Origin of the sequence: Cupriavidus taiwanensis, from assembly GCF_900250115.1 — a bacterium.
Classification (GTDB): Bacteria; Pseudomonadota; Gammaproteobacteria; order Burkholderiales; family Burkholderiaceae; genus Cupriavidus; species Cupriavidus taiwanensis_B.
Genome location: NZ_LT984805.1, coordinates 86,913 through 101,304, shown reverse-complemented (window position 1 = coordinate 101,304; position 14,392 = coordinate 86,913). Strand labels below are relative to the sequence as shown.

General features: G+C 63.2%; 14 protein-coding genes. 9 read left to right on the top strand and 5 right to left on the bottom strand.

Annotated elements, in window-relative coordinates; genetic code table 11:
- Positions 1 to 132 precede the first annotated feature (132 nt).
- Positions 133 to 942 (bottom strand): PIN domain-containing protein, encoded by an 810-nt coding sequence (locus CBM2586_RS29590; RefSeq protein WP_012354479.1) that lies wholly within the window; start codon positions 940 to 942, stop codon positions 133 to 135.
- 512 nt (positions 943 to 1,454) lie between these two features.
- Here CBM2586_RS29590 and CBM2586_RS29585 point away from each other — a divergent pair.
- Both CBM2586_RS29585 and CBM2586_RS32475 read left to right on the top strand, forming a co-directional pair.
- On the top strand, positions 1,455 to 1,601 hold the full coding sequence (locus CBM2586_RS29585; RefSeq protein WP_081479560.1) for a DUF3096 domain-containing protein: 147 nt from the start codon (positions 1,455 to 1,457) through the stop codon (positions 1,599 to 1,601).
- Positions 1,602 to 1,831: 230 nt separating this feature from the next.
- Complete coding sequence (locus tag CBM2586_RS32475) at positions 1,832 to 1,963, top strand: hypothetical protein (RefSeq protein ID WP_256461665.1); 132 nt, start codon at positions 1,832 to 1,834, stop codon at positions 1,961 to 1,963.
- A gap of 477 nt (positions 1,964 to 2,440) precedes the next feature.
- Here the strand turns inward: CBM2586_RS32475 and CBM2586_RS29580 are convergent, their stop codons facing one another.
- Positions 2,441 to 2,635, bottom strand: coding sequence for a hypothetical protein (locus CBM2586_RS29580; RefSeq protein WP_116311481.1), 195 nt, complete (start codon positions 2,633 to 2,635; stop codon positions 2,441 to 2,443).
- A gap of 229 nt (positions 2,636 to 2,864) precedes the next feature.
- Here CBM2586_RS29580 and CBM2586_RS29575 point away from each other — a divergent pair, with 229 nt between their 5' ends.
- Positions 2,865 to 3,062, top strand: a complete 198-nt coding sequence (locus CBM2586_RS29575) for a hypothetical protein (protein WP_012354477.1) — start codon at positions 2,865 to 2,867, stop codon at positions 3,060 to 3,062.
- Here CBM2586_RS29575 and CBM2586_RS32580 read toward each other — a convergent pair.
- The gene (locus CBM2586_RS32580) at positions 3,030 to 3,236 is read right to left on the bottom strand and encodes an ADP-ribosylglycohydrolase family protein (protein WP_370820324.1); all 207 of its coding nucleotides are present in this window, start codon (positions 3,234 to 3,236) and stop codon (positions 3,030 to 3,032) included. The two genes, CBM2586_RS29575 and CBM2586_RS32580, sit on opposite strands and share 33 nt — an antisense overlap.
- 574 nt (positions 3,237 to 3,810) lie before the next feature.
- Between CBM2586_RS32580 and imuA the strand changes: the two genes are divergently transcribed.
- The 4 genes from imuA (at position 3,811) to CBM2586_RS29555 (ending at position 9,507) form a co-directional block, all read left to right on the top strand.
- Complete coding sequence (gene imuA / locus CBM2586_RS29570; RefSeq protein WP_012354476.1) at positions 3,811 to 4,518, top strand: translesion DNA synthesis-associated protein ImuA; 708 nt, start codon at positions 3,811 to 3,813, stop codon at positions 4,516 to 4,518.
- Positions 4,442 to 5,908, top strand: coding sequence for a Y-family DNA polymerase (locus CBM2586_RS29565; RefSeq protein ID WP_012354475.1), 1,467 nt, complete (start codon positions 4,442 to 4,444; stop codon positions 5,906 to 5,908). The genes imuA and CBM2586_RS29565 overlap by 77 nt, the downstream gene beginning before the upstream one ends.
- A 5-nt stretch (positions 5,909 to 5,913) precedes the next feature.
- Positions 5,914 to 9,066, top strand: a complete 3,153-nt coding sequence (locus tag CBM2586_RS29560) for an error-prone DNA polymerase (protein ID WP_012354474.1) — start codon at positions 5,914 to 5,916, stop codon at positions 9,064 to 9,066.
- A gap of 117 nt (positions 9,067 to 9,183) precedes the next feature.
- Positions 9,184 to 9,507, top strand: coding sequence for a hypothetical protein (locus CBM2586_RS29555; RefSeq protein ID WP_012354473.1), 324 nt, complete (start codon positions 9,184 to 9,186; stop codon positions 9,505 to 9,507).
- Positions 9,508 to 9,771: 264 nt separating this feature from the next.
- On the opposite strand, the gene CBM2586_RS29550 is transcribed toward CBM2586_RS29555, so the two are convergent.
- Together CBM2586_RS29550 and CBM2586_RS29545 are read right to left on the bottom strand one after the other, a co-directional pair.
- Positions 9,772 to 10,221 carry a zinc-finger-containing protein gene (locus tag CBM2586_RS29550; RefSeq protein WP_012354472.1) on the bottom strand — a complete coding sequence of 150 codons (450 nt, stop codon included), beginning with the start codon at positions 10,219 to 10,221 and terminating at the stop codon, positions 9,772 to 9,774.
- A 58-nt stretch (positions 10,222 to 10,279) separates the two neighbouring features.
- Positions 10,280 to 11,245, bottom strand: coding sequence for an SOS response-associated peptidase family protein (locus tag CBM2586_RS29545; protein ID WP_012354471.1), 966 nt, complete (start codon positions 11,243 to 11,245; stop codon positions 10,280 to 10,282).
- 184 nt (positions 11,246 to 11,429) lie between these two features.
- Here CBM2586_RS29545 and CBM2586_RS29540 point away from each other — a divergent pair, with 184 nt between their 5' ends.
- Positions 11,430 to 11,651 carry a DUF2188 domain-containing protein gene (locus CBM2586_RS29540; RefSeq protein WP_018003845.1) on the top strand — a complete coding sequence of 74 codons (222 nt, stop codon included), beginning with the start codon at positions 11,430 to 11,432 and terminating at the stop codon, positions 11,649 to 11,651.
- Positions 11,652 to 11,684: 33 nt separating this feature from the next.
- Entirely contained in the window at positions 11,685 to 14,222 is a 2,538-nt protein-coding gene (ligD, locus tag CBM2586_RS29535; protein ID WP_012354470.1) for a DNA ligase D, read from the top strand.
- Positions 14,223 to 14,392: the final 170 nt, after the last annotated feature.

The window sequence follows — 14,392 nt, the reverse complement described above, 5'->3', positions numbered from 1 at the left end:
TCGACGCTGCGCGGTCGCCATTGGGATCTGGATGGTGCAGCCATGGCAATAGCCCCTGGCCGCGGCTTAGCCCGCACGCCGAGGCCGCCAATATTGCGGCGGCCCTATCGCGCTCCCCCGCCAACCGACGAGTCAGAAATGGTAGGTGATCGCCCCTTCGACGTCGCTGATGGAGCGGTTGGCGATGAGCTTGGCGATGATGGACTCAACCTCGCGCTCGGCGATGGCGTGCACCTTAAACATGGCGTGGATGTGCTTCGCCAAGGTCACTCGTCGGCGCGGCCGGGCAACCTTCTGCGAGCGGGCCAGGATCTGGCGCGTGAGCTCGGCGTTCGGCTTGGCACTGCCCTTCTTGTCGTTGCCTGACTGGGGCTGCGCGGCCTTTTTGGCGGGCGTTTTCACGGAGGCCGCCTTGGCCGCCTTCGGAGGCGTGTGGGCCGCAGGCTTGGCGTTCGCGCTCGGCTTTGGGAAAGCCGCCGGAGCCGGCGTCGCGCGCGCGGGCTGTGCGGGCGTGGGGCTCGGCTGAGCCGGACCAGAGGCTTGACCCTCGGCGGCCCCCGTGTCCGCCGGGCTGGCCCGAAACGCCTCGGCGAGCGCGGTCACGCGCCGCGCAGGAATCCCAAGCTTCGTGCCGAGCCAGGTGAGCAGAGAATCGAAACCCCGGTCGTGGGAAAGCACGAACACGGGCCCTTTCTCGCCCTTCTCCACCATGCGGCCGATCTCGAAGGCAATGTGGAAGTCGAGCGCGTTGGGCCCGATTCCGCTTGAGCGAACCCACCGGGCGCGCTCGCCTAGCGCCTGCAGCCCCATCGCCACTTCGATGGGGACCTTCTTCTGGATCTCGCCAGCGAACACCACCAGACGCGAGCCACACAACTGGGAGAAGTCGATGTCCTGGACGCTCTCGAAGTCGACCAGCACGACGGCGTCGGCGCTCATCATCTAATCTCCCGTCGCATCCCAGCCGATTGCGTCGATGCCGCGTCCGCCAAGGTGACGCGCCAGTCGATCCTCTCCCGAATGACCCCCATAACTCATGCCTCCCGATGTTTTTGGTTTCGACACCAATTTAACCCAAGGTGCGAGGTGTGAAGAGAGTCTTCGAAAGCCGGAGCTTGCGCTCTGACGATAGTGGCCAACACTCGGTCGAGATCACCCTTGATCGGGAAGCAGAAATAGTAGCGGCGACTGAGGCAATGGCCGGTTGAATCTGCGGTCGTTCAGAGCCGGTCGAGCACCAGGCCGTCGCCGAGTTTGGCTGCCAGGGTCGTCAAATTCTGGCAGAACTTCCGTTTTTCCTCTGGCACCCCTGGCTGGGCGGCTAGATCACTACCCTGACCCCGCATGGCGACAAAGGTGTCGCCGAGCGTGTAGGACAGCCTCGGCTATCCCGCCGTGCTGCATAGCGCGAAACTGGTGCCATCGCAGCATATAGCGAGGGCATCATGAAAGACATCACCATTGTCACCAGCGCTGGGCCTCTCATCTCGCTGATTGCCGGCATCCTGATTCTTGTCATGCCGCGACTGCTCAACTACATCGTCGCCATCTACCTAATCGTCATCGGACTGCTCGGACTGTTTGGCGGACATCTGCACTGAGCGGATGCTGTGACCTGTGCAGTTTTGTGAGGCACCGGAATTCGCCGGACTGCGATCCCCAAGAAATCAATGATTTGACAGCTAATTCCGTCGCGGCTGGGCCGTCTCAGAACCGGAGTTACGTGGACTGCGGTGAAAAGAAGCGCGAATTAGCCCGCAGGCACAGAATCTGCATGAGAAACGGGGCCTGTCTAAGGTCTAACTAGTACCAGTTCCCCATCAGGAGCACCATGAAGCCTCACATCCAGCACTCCCACCACGCCTATCGTGCCGGTGACACCCATCATGGCAGCCGGTATTACCTGATTCTAGGGGCCTGCATTCTGGCATTCGGCCTGCTGTATGTCGCGTGGTCGCTTTGACCAGTGGGCCGGTCAGTGAATTGCCCGGACAACAGCCATAGTCGGGGCGCAAGTTGGCAGCCTGCGCCGTTAGGGTCGTGCCGTCACAACTTCGTTCGTCTTCAGTGTGAATAATTGGTCGGCGTCTGCCTGCGCCAAGGCGCGTTCAGAACGTGTCTGATCGCACTGATACGTCTCAATCCTTTCCTTGTTTGGAGCGGTCCGCAGTACCAGCGTGACGGCCCCTTTGTAGTGCTCACCCCATCCGTTGTTCCAGTGAAGGGTAAATGCTTTTCCACGAACAACATTTGCTTGCATAGCACCGGTTCCTATTGTCAGATGCGACGACGCCGAGAGGTCCGGCACACATGCTTGGCGATGGTTGGGCCGAGAGGGAGAACCTGTTCAGGTTCCCAATGACCTGTCGAGGCGATCCGTTGCAGTATCGCCTGGATAGCTGGTAGTCGGATGTCGGTTTGTTGGGTCGATTTCTCAACCTTAGATCGAACCCGCAGCGCCAGTATTTCTGCCACAACCAATCGCGTCATCGTAGGCGGCAACCGGATTGACGCCGTCCCAGACCAGTTCGTTCATCGGCACGTCATCGTCATAGGCGATGATCAGTACGCCGGGCGGGAAGATTCCGCTTGTCACCACCTCCACCCGTGGGACCACTCGATAGCTGACGTACATATCTCCCCTTCACCGTCTTGGCGGTGCTTGCACGCTCTTGGGCGCTTGTTGAGAAGAATACCTTTCATCCGACCTGAGCAGCATACGCATTTCGGGTTAGGGGAATTCACTGAGTAAGATTTACGTCAGAAAGTCAACTTCCGGCGTTAGAATCCTTCCTCTAAATTTTCGCAGCAGACCACCATCGACGTGAGAGGCAGTGAGGCACAAAACTATCAGGGAGACACGAATGCTGAGTCCGCATGAATTTGCAACGCTGAAGGTGGTCAACGATGCGCCTGAACAAATCGAGTTGGACCGTGCGGACCTTCACGCCCTGCTGGAACGTCACTATGTAACCGTGGAACTTCTGGCTTCTGGGCGGCAGCTACCTCGCGTCACGCCGCACGGCCATTCATTCCTGCAAGCCGTTGCGCGAATTCGCTGATTGCGGACCCGCGAAGCTGACGCAGCCAGCGCGTCGGATTCCCGGCAGACCGAACTTGATGCCAGCCAGTCCCCCGCCGACGCACGCCGTGGTGTCGGTATCGTGACCGAATAGGATCGCGGTTGGACGACATCTTCGAACGACGTTTCCTGCATTGCCATGTGCGTAGACCAGACCGCATCGATGCAGTATCCGGATCCGCGTGGCTAATCAGGTTTCGGGAAGCTGCGCAGCACATCCACTCCATGCAGAAAAACCTTGCGCTCTCGTTCACCAGGCCAGTCTTGGTAAATCTCGTCAAGACCGCGGTCTGCCCATGACCACGGATCGGGAAGCTTGCATAAGTAGCCCCTTGCGACCAAACAGTAGACGCACAGACCGCCAGTGACCGGGGATAGGCGTGAGTAGGCCGTGACTGAAGGCGAGCATCTCGGACCAGTTCTTCGTCGCTGCCGGTATGCCACATTGCAAGCGGCAAGGTGGCGGGTTCTGTGTGAGACCCTCGGCAGCAGTCGAAAGCAAAAAGCGGCGAACCCTGTTGGGAGCGCGGCTTTTCAAATAAATGGTGGCGAATCCGGGATTCAGACCACGGTCTACGCGCCGGCTAATCGGTAGTCGAGTGAAATATAGCGCACCTTTAACTCCGACTAATTCCGGCTTCATACAGCTTTTCGGGTCCGAGCGGCGTGGCGTTCCGTCTAGGTGACAACTGTATAAATATACAGTACTCTGGTGACAGGACTTGCCAATGCTCACCGTCGCCCCTGAAACCATCCATCCGTCACTTTGGGTCGCCTCACAACTGGCCCGGGACAACGCGCGCACCGCCTCGACGGGCTATACCGCGCTGGACAAGGAGTTGCCGGGCGGAGGATGGCCCATCGGCAGCCAGGTGGAACTCTTACTGCAGCAACCTGGCATCGGCGAACTCCGGCTGCTGCGCCCCACGCTCGTGGCCCGATCTGGACGTCCGATCGTGCTCCTGGCGCCGCCGCACGCCCCACAAGCCCTTTCATTGGTGAGCTGGGGAATATCGCCGGAGCGGCTGCTGTGGATTGATGCGCAACGGACTGCCGATGTCCTTTGGGCGGCCGAGCAGACCTTGCGGGCCGGGACTTGTGGCGCCTTGATTCTCTGGCAGTCCCACCTTCGCAACGACGCGCTACGGCGCCTGCACCTGGCCGCACAAACCTCGGACACGCTCTTCTTCGTGGTGCGCCCCGCTGCGTGCGCGCGGGATGCCTCGCCGTCACCGTTGCGCCTGGCCCTCGAGCCTGCCGTCGGCGGCGTCACCGTCAACTTCGTCAAGCGCCGCGGGCCGCAGCAAGAGACCCCTCTGCTCGTCGCGCTGGAACCGTCCCCCATTTTGTTGTATCGCCATGCTGCGCCTGTGGATCTGCCTACGCCTGCCGTCGCTCCCTCTCGAAGTCTTCCGGCCGACCTGGTCCACCACTGAACTGGCCGTTGCCGTCCTCGACAAGGAACGGGTCCATCTCGCTACGCCCCTGGCCCTGGCTGCGGGCGTCAAGCCGGGCATGCGCCGCGGCGGCGTGCAAACCATCGCGCCAGCCGCCATCCTGTTTGATCGCGATGCCGGCAAGGAAGAGGACGCACTGGCGAGAGTCACCATGGCGACGCTGCAGTTTTCGCCGAATGTCGCCGCTGCAGATGAAGCTGCGGTCCTGATCGACGTCAGCACCACGCTACGACTCTTCGGTGGCCCGCGCAAACTCCGCCGACGGATCATGGGGACCGTCCAGACGATGGGCTTCAGCACGATGGTCGGCAGCGCCCCGACGGCGCAGGGAGCGTGGCTGCTGGCGCGCACCGGCGGTGGCACCGCCTTGACTACGGCGTCGTTGCAACGCAGGATGGCCGGCCTGCCGATTCACGCCTTGCCCGCCGCGCGCAAGTTTGCCGACTGGTTCGAAGGCCTGGGCTGCCTGACGCTGGAGGACCTGCGCCGCCTGCCTCGCGCCGGTCTGCAGCGCCGCTGCGGCGCTGACTTCCTGGATGCCCTGGATCGCGCCTACGGGGAGGCCCCGGAAATCTTCGAGTGGGTCGAAGCTCCCCCAGCATTCGATGCGACGGTGGATCTGCCGGATCGCATCGAGAATGCCGAACAGACGCTGGCGTATGTTCGCGGCCTGTTGGTGCAGATGGTGGGTTGGTTGACCGCCCGGCACCTGGCCATCAAGCGGTTCCATGTGGCATTGCGCCACGAGCGCGGCCGCGCGGCCATCCCGCCGACGACGATCGAGATTGCGCTCGCCGAGCCCAACTGGCATGAGGAACATCTGATCCGCATCCTCAAGGAGCGGCTCGCCCTCGTTGTCGTCGAAGCCCCGATGATCGCCGTGGCCGTGTCCGCGATCGACACGGAGCCCATGGCACCGCCCACGGAGTCCCTCTTCCCGGAACCCGGCGGGACGCATGCCGATCACGCCCGGCTACTCGAGCTGCTCAGCGCGCGCCTCGGCGCCGACAGGGTTCGCCAGCCCTGCTTGCAGGCAGACTACCGCCCCGAGGTGGCCAACGCATGGCGACCGGCCACCGAGAAGCCTGCACGCGTGTCCCTGCCGGCAGCCCTGCCTCGACCAACCTGGCTGTTGGGCAAGCCGGTCCCGCTCATCGAGCGGGATCACCGGCCGTTCTACGGTTCGCCCCTGCATATCGTTTCGCCACCCGAGCGCATCGAAGCCGGCTGGTGGGGCGGCCAAGTGGTCACGCGCGATTACTTCGTGGCGCAAGGTAAGGACCACACCTGCTACTGGATCTTCCAGGAGCGGATGGGCAGCCGCGAAGGCGACGAATCGCGGTGGTACCTCCATGGTCTCTTCGGATAACCGCCATGGGCGAGATTCTCGCAACAGGCCTGCCCGACTATGCGGAACTGCATTGCCTGTCCAACTTCTCCTTTCTCACGGGTGCGTCCCGTCCGGAAGAGCTGGCGGAGCGCGCGGCGCAGTTGGGCTACCATGCGCTCGCGATCACGGACGAATGCTCGCTGGCTGGGATCGTGCGCGCGCATACGGAAGCGAAGAAGGCCGGCATGCGCCTGGTCGTGGGGGCCTCCTTCCACCTGCAGAATGCCGACGGCTCCCCTGCCCTGTCCGTTGTGGCCCTGGCTCGCAACCGGGAAGGCTACGGCAACCTCTGCGAGCTGATCACGCTGGCCCGCATGCGCGCCGCCAAGGGTTCGTATGTCCTGACGCCACGCGATCTCGCCGCGCCAGAGGCGCCCCACCAGCACCTCAAGGGCCTGCCCGACTGCCTCATCATCTTCACGCCGGATTACGGTGCCCCGGCGGACAGGCTGGACCTCCAGGCTGCGTGGGTGAGCGCGACCTTTGCCGGACGGGCCTGGATGGGGCTGAACCTGCTGTACCGTCCGCTGGACGACATCCATCGTGGCACCGTCGAGGCGGCGGCGGCCCGCCACCATCTGCGCGTCGTGGCCACCGGCTGCGTCACCATGCACGTGCGCTCGCGCAAACCGATGCTCGACGTGCTGACGGCGATCCGTGTTGGCCGTCCTGTTCCGGAGTGCGGCTACGACCTGGCACCGAATGCCGAGCAGCATCTGCGCTCGCGCCTGCGACTGGCCAACATCTACCCGCACCGCTACCTGACCGAAGCGGTCCACATCGCCAATCTCTGCCAATTCTCCCTGGATGAGTTGCGATACGAATACCCTGACGAGGTGGTTCCGGACGGCACCACACCGGCCGATTACCTGCGCACCGAAACCTATGCGGGGGCCCACCGCCGCTTCCCGGCTGGCATCCCACTTGCCGTGCAGCAGCAGATCGAGCATGAACTCGCGCTCGTCCGGGACATGGATTATGAGCGGTACTTTTTGACGGTGAGCGATATCGTGCGCTTTGCGCGCTCGAACGGGATCCTCTGTCAGGGTCGCGGCTCGGCGGCCAATTCCGCGATCTGCTACTGCCTGGGCATCACGGAGGTCGACCCCGCACGCGGTAATCTCCTGTTCGAGCGCTTCATTTCCAAGGAGCGCGGTGAGCCACCGGACATCGACGTCGACTTCGAGCACCAGCGACGCGAGGAGGTCATCCAGTACCTGTATCGCAAGTACGGGCGAGACCGGGCCGCGCTTGCCGCCGCGGTGACGACTTATCGCCCGCGCAGCGCCCTGCGCGACACCGGCAAGGCGCTCGGCGTCGATCCTGCGATTGTGGATCTGGTGGCCAAGTCGCATCACTGGTTCGACGGGAAAGCGGACCTGCTGAAGCGCTTCGCTGAAAGCGGCGTGGATGCGGAAGCCGAGTTGTCCCAACGATGGGCGCACATGGCCGTCTCGTTGTTGGGTTTCCCCCGCCACCTGTCGCAGCACACGGGCGGCTTCGTGTTGGCGCGAGGCAAGCTCTCGCGCCTCGTGCCCATCGAAAACGCCGCGATGGCAGACCGGAGCGTGATCCAGTGGGACAAGGACGATCTGGACGCCTTGGGTCTGCTCAAAGTCGACGTCCTGGCGCTCGGCATGCTGTCCGCCGTGCGACGCGCGCTCGACCTCGTTGCGGAACAGCGCGGCGAGGCCTTCGAGCTGCAGGACATTCCGGCGGAAGACCATGCAACTTACGAGATGATCTGCCGTGCCGATACCGTTGGCGTGTTCCAGATCGAGTCGCGTGCGCAGATGTCGATGCTGCCCCGCCTGCAGCCGCGCACGTTCTACGACCTGGTCATCGAGGTGGCGATCGTGCGACCCGGACCCGTCCAGGGCGGCATGGTGCACCCTTACCTGCGCCGGCGACAGGGCTTCGAGCCAGTCACCTATCCGAGTGCCGCGATGGAAAAAGCGCTGTCGCGCACGCTCGGCGTGCCGATCTTCCAGGAGCAGGTGATGCAGGTGGCCATGCTGGCCGCCGGCTTCTCGGCCGGGGAAGCCGACCAGCTACGGCGCGCTATGGCCGCGTGGAAGCGCAAGGGTGGCATCGACAAGTACTACGATCGGATCGTCTCGGGCATGCTCGAGCGCGGCTACGATCGCGAGTTTGCCGAAAGCATCTTCCGGCAGATCCAGGGGTTTGGTGAGTACGGCTTCCCGGAAAGCCATGCAGCCAGCTTTGCGCTGCTCGTCTACGCCAGCGCCTGGCTGAAATGCCATGAGCCCGAAGCCTTTCTCTGTGCGATGCTGAACAGTCAGCCCATGGGCTTCTACACGCCCTCGCAGCTGGTGCAGGATGCCAAGCGCCACGGCGTTACCGTATTGCCTGCCGATGTGGCGGTGAGCGGTTGGGATTCCGCACTCGAACCCTTCCACGCAGGCTCACGGCCGGCGGTGCGATTGGGCCTGTCCCTCCTACGCGGCATGCGTCGCGAGGCCGCGCAGCGCATCGAGGAGGCCCGCGCGATACGGCCGTTCGCCAGCACGGCAGAGCTGGCGCGTCGCGCCGCACTCGATCGGCACGACCTGCAGGTGCTGGCCAGCGGCAATGCGCTGGCGTCGATCACGGGCGGGCGCCGTCAAGCCCTGTGGCAGGCCGCCGCAGCGGTACCGGACAAGGACATGCTGCGTGCCACCGAGCTGGCCGAGGAGTCCGCCGAATTGGTGCCGGCAACCGAGGGCGAGGAGATCGTTGGCGACTACCGGGCGATGGGCCTGACACTGCGTCGCCACCCGCTTGCCTTGCTGCGCCCGATGCTATCCGCTCGACGTTTCGTGTCCGCCGCAGAGCTGGCGCAATACCAGCCGCGGCAAACCGCTCGTGCCGCAGGCCTGGTCACCGTGCGACAGCGCCCGAGCACCTCGAATGGCGTCATCTTCATGACGCTGGAGGATGAGACCGGTGTGGTCAACGTGATTGTCTGGCCAGGGGTCTTCGAACGCTTCCGCAAAGAAGTCCTCGGGGCGAGGATGGCCGGCATCTATGGTCAGTGGCAATGCGAGGGCGAGGTCCGTCACCTCATCGCTCAGCGCGTGGTGGATCTCTCGTCGATGCTCGGCCGGCTCGATACGGCCAGCCGGAATTTTTGCTGACAACGCAGTACCCTGCGGATGTTCCGGGGACGCCCAAGTGTCGTGATCGTGCATTGAAAAGCACCTTGATCCCTTGCATACTGTCTCGCAACGGAACCTACCGGACGGCAGTACCGCTTGGCCTATCGTGACGGGGGCGATTGGATGCTAGCTGATAGCGAAGTGCCGCAATACCCGAGGGGCGACCTGCGACGCATGCTTGCAGTCCTCGCCGCGATCGACGAGATCCCCGACGCGACCCTGGTCAAGGTGGCGGCGCGGAGCGGCATCGACAAGAAGACGGTGACAATGTTGGTTCGGCAAGCGGCTGAGCAGGCAGCGGTTCGTATCGAGAAGCTCGGTCCCGTTTATCGATTGACCGATTGGGGGCCGGTGCTCAAGAAGTCCGGTGCCAAAATAGCCTTGACTGGTGCGCTAGCCGCGCCAACGACGCAGCCATGACGGATCTCACGCGAAGGGGGCTGTGAACGCTTCGAGGGTCGCTGATCACTTTGCCAGGCCGTCAACATGCTGCGTTGAAGCGATCGCGCCGGGAGATTGGCGTCAATATCCATTGGCGATTCATGTCTCACGGGATGGGCGCTGGGCCGGCATAGTGGCGGTGTCCAAGCGGCCCGGCATCTCGAAATGTATCGTCTCCATAACGCGGCAACCGAGAACCGTCGACGTCATCATCTGGCGCGGCGCCGAACTGGCGACTTCGGTTCAAGCAGTCCGATCTGAATGACGGGAAGCCTGAAACTCTGCGATGAATTGGATCGCCTGTTCGCATTGTTCCAGCGACAATGCATGAATGCTTGGCGTTGCGACGGCCATACCAAGCGACGCAATGACCCATTTCATGGCTTTGCCGCGAGCCGCGAAAGCATTGACGCCGTCGCGCCGCATCTTTGCCGCGACCAAAGGCTCAAGCGCATCGTGCAGCTGGCTTTTGCGCTCGCGCAACGCCGCGTTGGCCAGTCGACCGAGGGGCGCGTTGTGCTTGCTGCGTGCCCGCACGCCGATCCAGGCCTGGCAGGCGGTGCAAATCCACACAGGTCCGTGATCTTCGAGATAAGGATACGTTTCATCGCCCGCGCGTGCCAAATTCGCCTTGGCGCCGCAGTCATCGCATACCGGCTGGGGAAGCACAGGAATTGGGCGGCCAACGCGCATGGTCTGACCTCTGCAGCGCAAGTTGAGAAGTGAGGAATTTTACGGGATGCGCTCGACGCTACGCGGCCAGACGGTGCTCGTAGAAGGGACGGCTGCGCTCTTCGAGAACGGCATCGAGTGCCGCTAAATTCTTCGGATCTGGGTGCAACCATGCGTCGACGCTTTCGCGCTGGATCGGAACGACGCATCGGTCGTGACCAGCGGCAGCCACTTCGGCCGGCGGTTCATCAGTGATTGCGGCGAACGAATAGAGGTCGGCTTCGCCCTCCCCTCCTTTTGTGCAGGACCACAGGCAGGCCACCAGCATGTCCTGCTGCGGCTCCGGACGGAACTCCAGAACCACGTTCTCTTCAACCTCGCCCGGCGCAAGATCGCGATGCTCCATCTTATGGCGCGCGACGTTCTCGTAGAAGGCATTGACGATCACGATGCCGTGCTTGTAGCCGTAGAGCTGGCGCCAGGCCTTCTTCAGATTGTCGCGTCGCGCATTGTAGGTCCCGGGCTTCTGCCGTTCCATTGCCGCAGTCCAGCCTGGCAGGCGGCATTGATAGCGCATCGGAATGACGGTGAACTGGCCATCCTCAACGACGAGCACGGGCGCGTAGTGTCCTGGAAATATCCGCGAATCGCGAGGCAGCAACTCTGTGCGCTGCAGGTCGGCGAGGTTGCGCTGGGCGCGAGAAGTTTTGTCGGTGGCGATGCGCTGGTCGTTCTCCGCCTTCTTCGTCGGCTTGGTGGCCAGCGTGCGCTCGGCAGTCGTCAGACGCGTCTTCTGCTGGAACAGCTCTGCCTCAAAGACGCCAGCCTGCTCTTGTTCTGCTGCGGCGATCAGGTCCGCAATGGCACACTCACCCTCGTTGGTCGGCGCCTCGAATGCCGCACGCATGGCCCTGGGTAGCTTCGACCAGCCTCCATCACGTCGCTTTTCCCAGAAAAGATCGATAAAGCGCTCAAGGCTGATGAGTGCGCCGAAGTCGCGCACGTACTTGCGGTAGCTGGCCTGGATCTGCGCCGAATAGCACATGTTGGTTTCCTCCAGTAATCCTGTAGCGGCTCGGGATGCTGCCCTCCCCCAATTCTACGGTCATCCGAATCAATGCAGCAAAAAGCGGCGTCTGTTGCACGCGGCTTGTCGGACGCCGCCGGATAGCGGAGTGGTCGCGAAGCGCCGACGCTGACAGCATTCAGAGACAAGTTAGGAGATGAACATGCCAGGCAAGAACATCCACGTCGTACCCGCTGGCGACGGCTGGGCGATTGAGCATGAGGGCGGCGGCCAGCGCCAGGAATTTAAGCGGCAGGAAGACGCGATCGCGGCTGGCACGGCGAAAGCGCAGCAGGAACAGGTCGAATTGCTGATCCACGGCCGGGACGGGCAGATTCGGGAGCGCAATTCCTTCGGCCACGATCCGCGCGACATCAAGGGCTAGCCGGCGTGCGGCTGACAAGGGACCGTTCATTCGATGGCCACAACCCACGCGAGGCGCAGAACCAAGCGCGGCGAGACGGAGCCATCGCCGCCGCTTGAGCGCTATGAGAAGAAGCGCGATTTCAGCATCACCCCTGAGCCAGCGGGACGGAAAGCGCGGCGAAAGAAGCCAGCACGCTTGAGCTTCGTCATCCAGAAGCATTGGGCTCGCCGACTGCACTACGACTTTCGGTTGGAGCTCGATGGCGTGCTGCTCAGCTGGGCCGTGCCAAAGGGACCGAGCTACGATCCTGCGGAAAAACGTATCGCCATCCATGTCGAAGACCACCCGCTCGACTATGCCGCATTCGAAGGCGAAATCCCGCCCAAGCAATACGGCGCCGGATCGGTGATTGTTTGGGACCGCGGCACCTGGGTACCGGTCGGCGATCCCCGCGAAGGCATGGCCGCGGGCAAGCTACTCTTCGATCTCCACGGCGAAAAGCTTGCCGGCCGCTGGGAACTGGTGCGCATCGCCAAGCCCGGCGACAAATCCGAGCAGTGGATCCTGTTCAAGAAACGCGACGCGTGGGCGCGCACGTTGTCGGAATTCGATGTGCTGACGGCGCTGCCGGACAGCGTCATCGCCAAGCCCTTGGGCGCGCTCAATGCAGAGGATGGCGACAAGGAATCTGTCGCGGTCCTCGACGAGGATCCCGCCACCGCCGTCAAGCGCGCGCCCCGTGCCCCGCTGCCCGCAAAGCTCGCCCCGCAACTGGCCACGCTGTCGCCAACACTTCCCGCCGGCACCGGCTGGATCATCGAGAACAAGTTCGACGGCTACCGGATCCTGGCCAGGATCTCCGACGCCGGGGTCACGCTCTTTACCCGAAATGGGCATGACTGGACCCGGAAGCTGGCTTCGCTGGCGGCGGAGATCGAGAAGCTGGACATCTCGGAAGGCTGGCTGGACGGCGAGATTGTCGTGCTGCGCGACGGCGTGCCGGATTTCAACGCCTTGCAGAATGCCATTGACGGCCATCGCAATGACGCCATCGTCTACTTCGCCTTCGACCTGCCCTACTTGGAAGGCCGCGATCTGCGCAGCTTGCCGCTGGTGCAGCGCCGGGCCCAACTGGCCGCGCTGGTCGCGGAGCGCACGGAGCGCGTTCGCTTCAGCGAAGCCTTCGACGCGCCGGCGACCCAGATGTTTCAGGCGGCGTGCCAGCTCGGCCTGGAAGGCTTGATGTTCAAGCGCGCAGATTCGCCCTATGTCTCGGCACGTACGCAGAGCTGGCTGAAGGCGAAGTGCAAGCTGCGTCAGGAGTTCGTCATTGGTGGCTATTCCGATCGCGAAGGCTCCCGTACTGAGGTCGGCAGACTCTATCTTGGCGTCTACGCCGACGGCGAACTGCGTTACACCGGCGGCGTCGGTACGGGCTGGGACAGCGCCGCGGCGACGGACCTGCGCAAGCGGCTCGTGAAACTGCAAGTGGACAAAAGCCCATTTTCGACGGAAGCCCGAGCGAGCCGTCGATGGGGAGGCCGCCGCGCCACCGCTGTGCAATGGGTTAAGCCGACGCTGGTCGCCGAAGTGGAATTCTCCGAGTGGACGCCCGAAGGCCATGTTCGCCACGCCTCGTTCAAGGGCCTGCGCACCGACCATGCCGCGAAGTCGATCCGGCGCGAAGCGGTTCAGACCGCCGTGACACCCCACGGCATGGCCGCGATCAAGGTCACGAATCCCGAACGCGTGATCGACAAGACCGAGGGCATCACCAAAGTCGAACTGGTGCGCTACTACGAGAGCATCGCGATGCTGATGCTGCCCCATCTGAAGGACCGCCCGCTATCGCTGGTGCGCGCCCCGGAGGGCATCGATGCCCCGACGTTCTTCCAAAAGCATGCCGAAACCGCGATGCCGGGGCTGACCGAGCGGCCGGCGTCCCTATGGCCGGGACATGCCGCGCTGCTGACGGCCGACTCGGCCGAAGCGATTGTCGCGGCCGCCCAGATGAATGTGGTGGAGTTTCACACCTGGAACTCCACTGCCCGCGACATCGACCATCCTGACCGGGTCATCTTCGACCTCGATCCCGGCGCAGGCGTCGCTTGGGAGACGATGCTCGAGGCCGCCATGTTGGTGCACGCGCTGCTGGACGAACTGGGCCTGCAGTCGTGGCTGAAGACGAGCGGCGGCAAGGGGCTACACGTCGTCGTGCCGCTGGCACCGCAGCATTCCTACGATGAGGTGAAAGCCTTCTCGCGGGCTGCAGTTCAGCATCTGGCCGCCACCCTGCCCCAGCGCTTCACCGCACGTTCCGGCGCCACCAACCGCAAGGGAAAGATCTTCGTCGACTACCTGCGCAATGGCTTCTCGCAAACCACCGCCGCCGCGTTCTCAGCGCGTGCCCGGCCCGGACTTGGGGTCTCAATGCCTGTGTCGTGGGAGCAGTTGCCGAAACTCAAGAGTGGCGGGCAATGGACGATCCGGGATGCCCGTGAATATCTGAGCTTCCAGGTCGCGGACCCATGGTCGTCCTATTGGGAAACCCCACAGATGTTGACCGACGCGATCGAACGGCTAAGTTAAGCCACGGCGCATCCAGAGCGGCGTACCGTCAATGACGTGGCGCTTTTTTCATGATTGCCAGGGAGCCCAATTTGAATGAATGTCCAAAAAAGGCACCAGAGAGCCAACTTTCGGAAACAGGGTGCGCCTCATGGTGGCCGGTCTACCAAGTTGCGAGACTAACCGCTGGT

Excerpts from the sequence above, each read along its gene's own strand:
- CBM2586_RS29590 (WP_012354479.1), bottom strand. The coding sequence starts at position 942 with ATGATGAGCGCCGACGCCGTCGTGCTGGTCGACTTCGAGAGCGTCCAG.
- CBM2586_RS32475 (WP_256461665.1), top strand. The coding sequence starts at position 1,832 with ATGAAGCCTCACATCCAGCACTCCCACCACGCCTATCGTGCCGGTGAC.
- CBM2586_RS29580 (WP_116311481.1), bottom strand. The coding sequence starts at position 2,635 with ATGTACGTCAGCTATCGAGTGGTCCCACGGGTGGAGGTGGTGACAAGC.
- CBM2586_RS29575 (WP_012354477.1), top strand. The coding sequence starts at position 2,865 with ATGCTGAGTCCGCATGAATTTGCAACGCTGAAGGTGGTCAACGATGCG.
- imuA (WP_012354476.1), top strand. The coding sequence starts at position 3,811 with ATGCTCACCGTCGCCCCTGAAACCATCCATCCGTCACTTTGGGTCGCC.
- CBM2586_RS29565 (WP_012354475.1), top strand. The coding sequence starts at position 4,442 with ATGCTGCGCCTGTGGATCTGCCTACGCCTGCCGTCGCTCCCTCTCGAA.
- CBM2586_RS29560 (WP_012354474.1), top strand. The coding sequence starts at position 5,914 with ATGGGCGAGATTCTCGCAACAGGCCTGCCCGACTATGCGGAACTGCAT.
- CBM2586_RS29550 (WP_012354472.1), bottom strand. The coding sequence starts at position 10,221 with ATGCGCGTTGGCCGCCCAATTCCTGTGCTTCCCCAGCCGGTATGCGAT.
- CBM2586_RS29545 (WP_012354471.1), bottom strand. The coding sequence starts at position 11,245 with ATGTGCTATTCGGCGCAGATCCAGGCCAGCTACCGCAAGTACGTGCGC.
- CBM2586_RS29540 (WP_018003845.1), top strand. The coding sequence starts at position 11,430 with ATGCCAGGCAAGAACATCCACGTCGTACCCGCTGGCGACGGCTGGGCG.
- ligD (WP_012354470.1), top strand. The coding sequence starts at position 11,685 with ATGGCCACAACCCACGCGAGGCGCAGAACCAAGCGCGGCGAGACGGAG.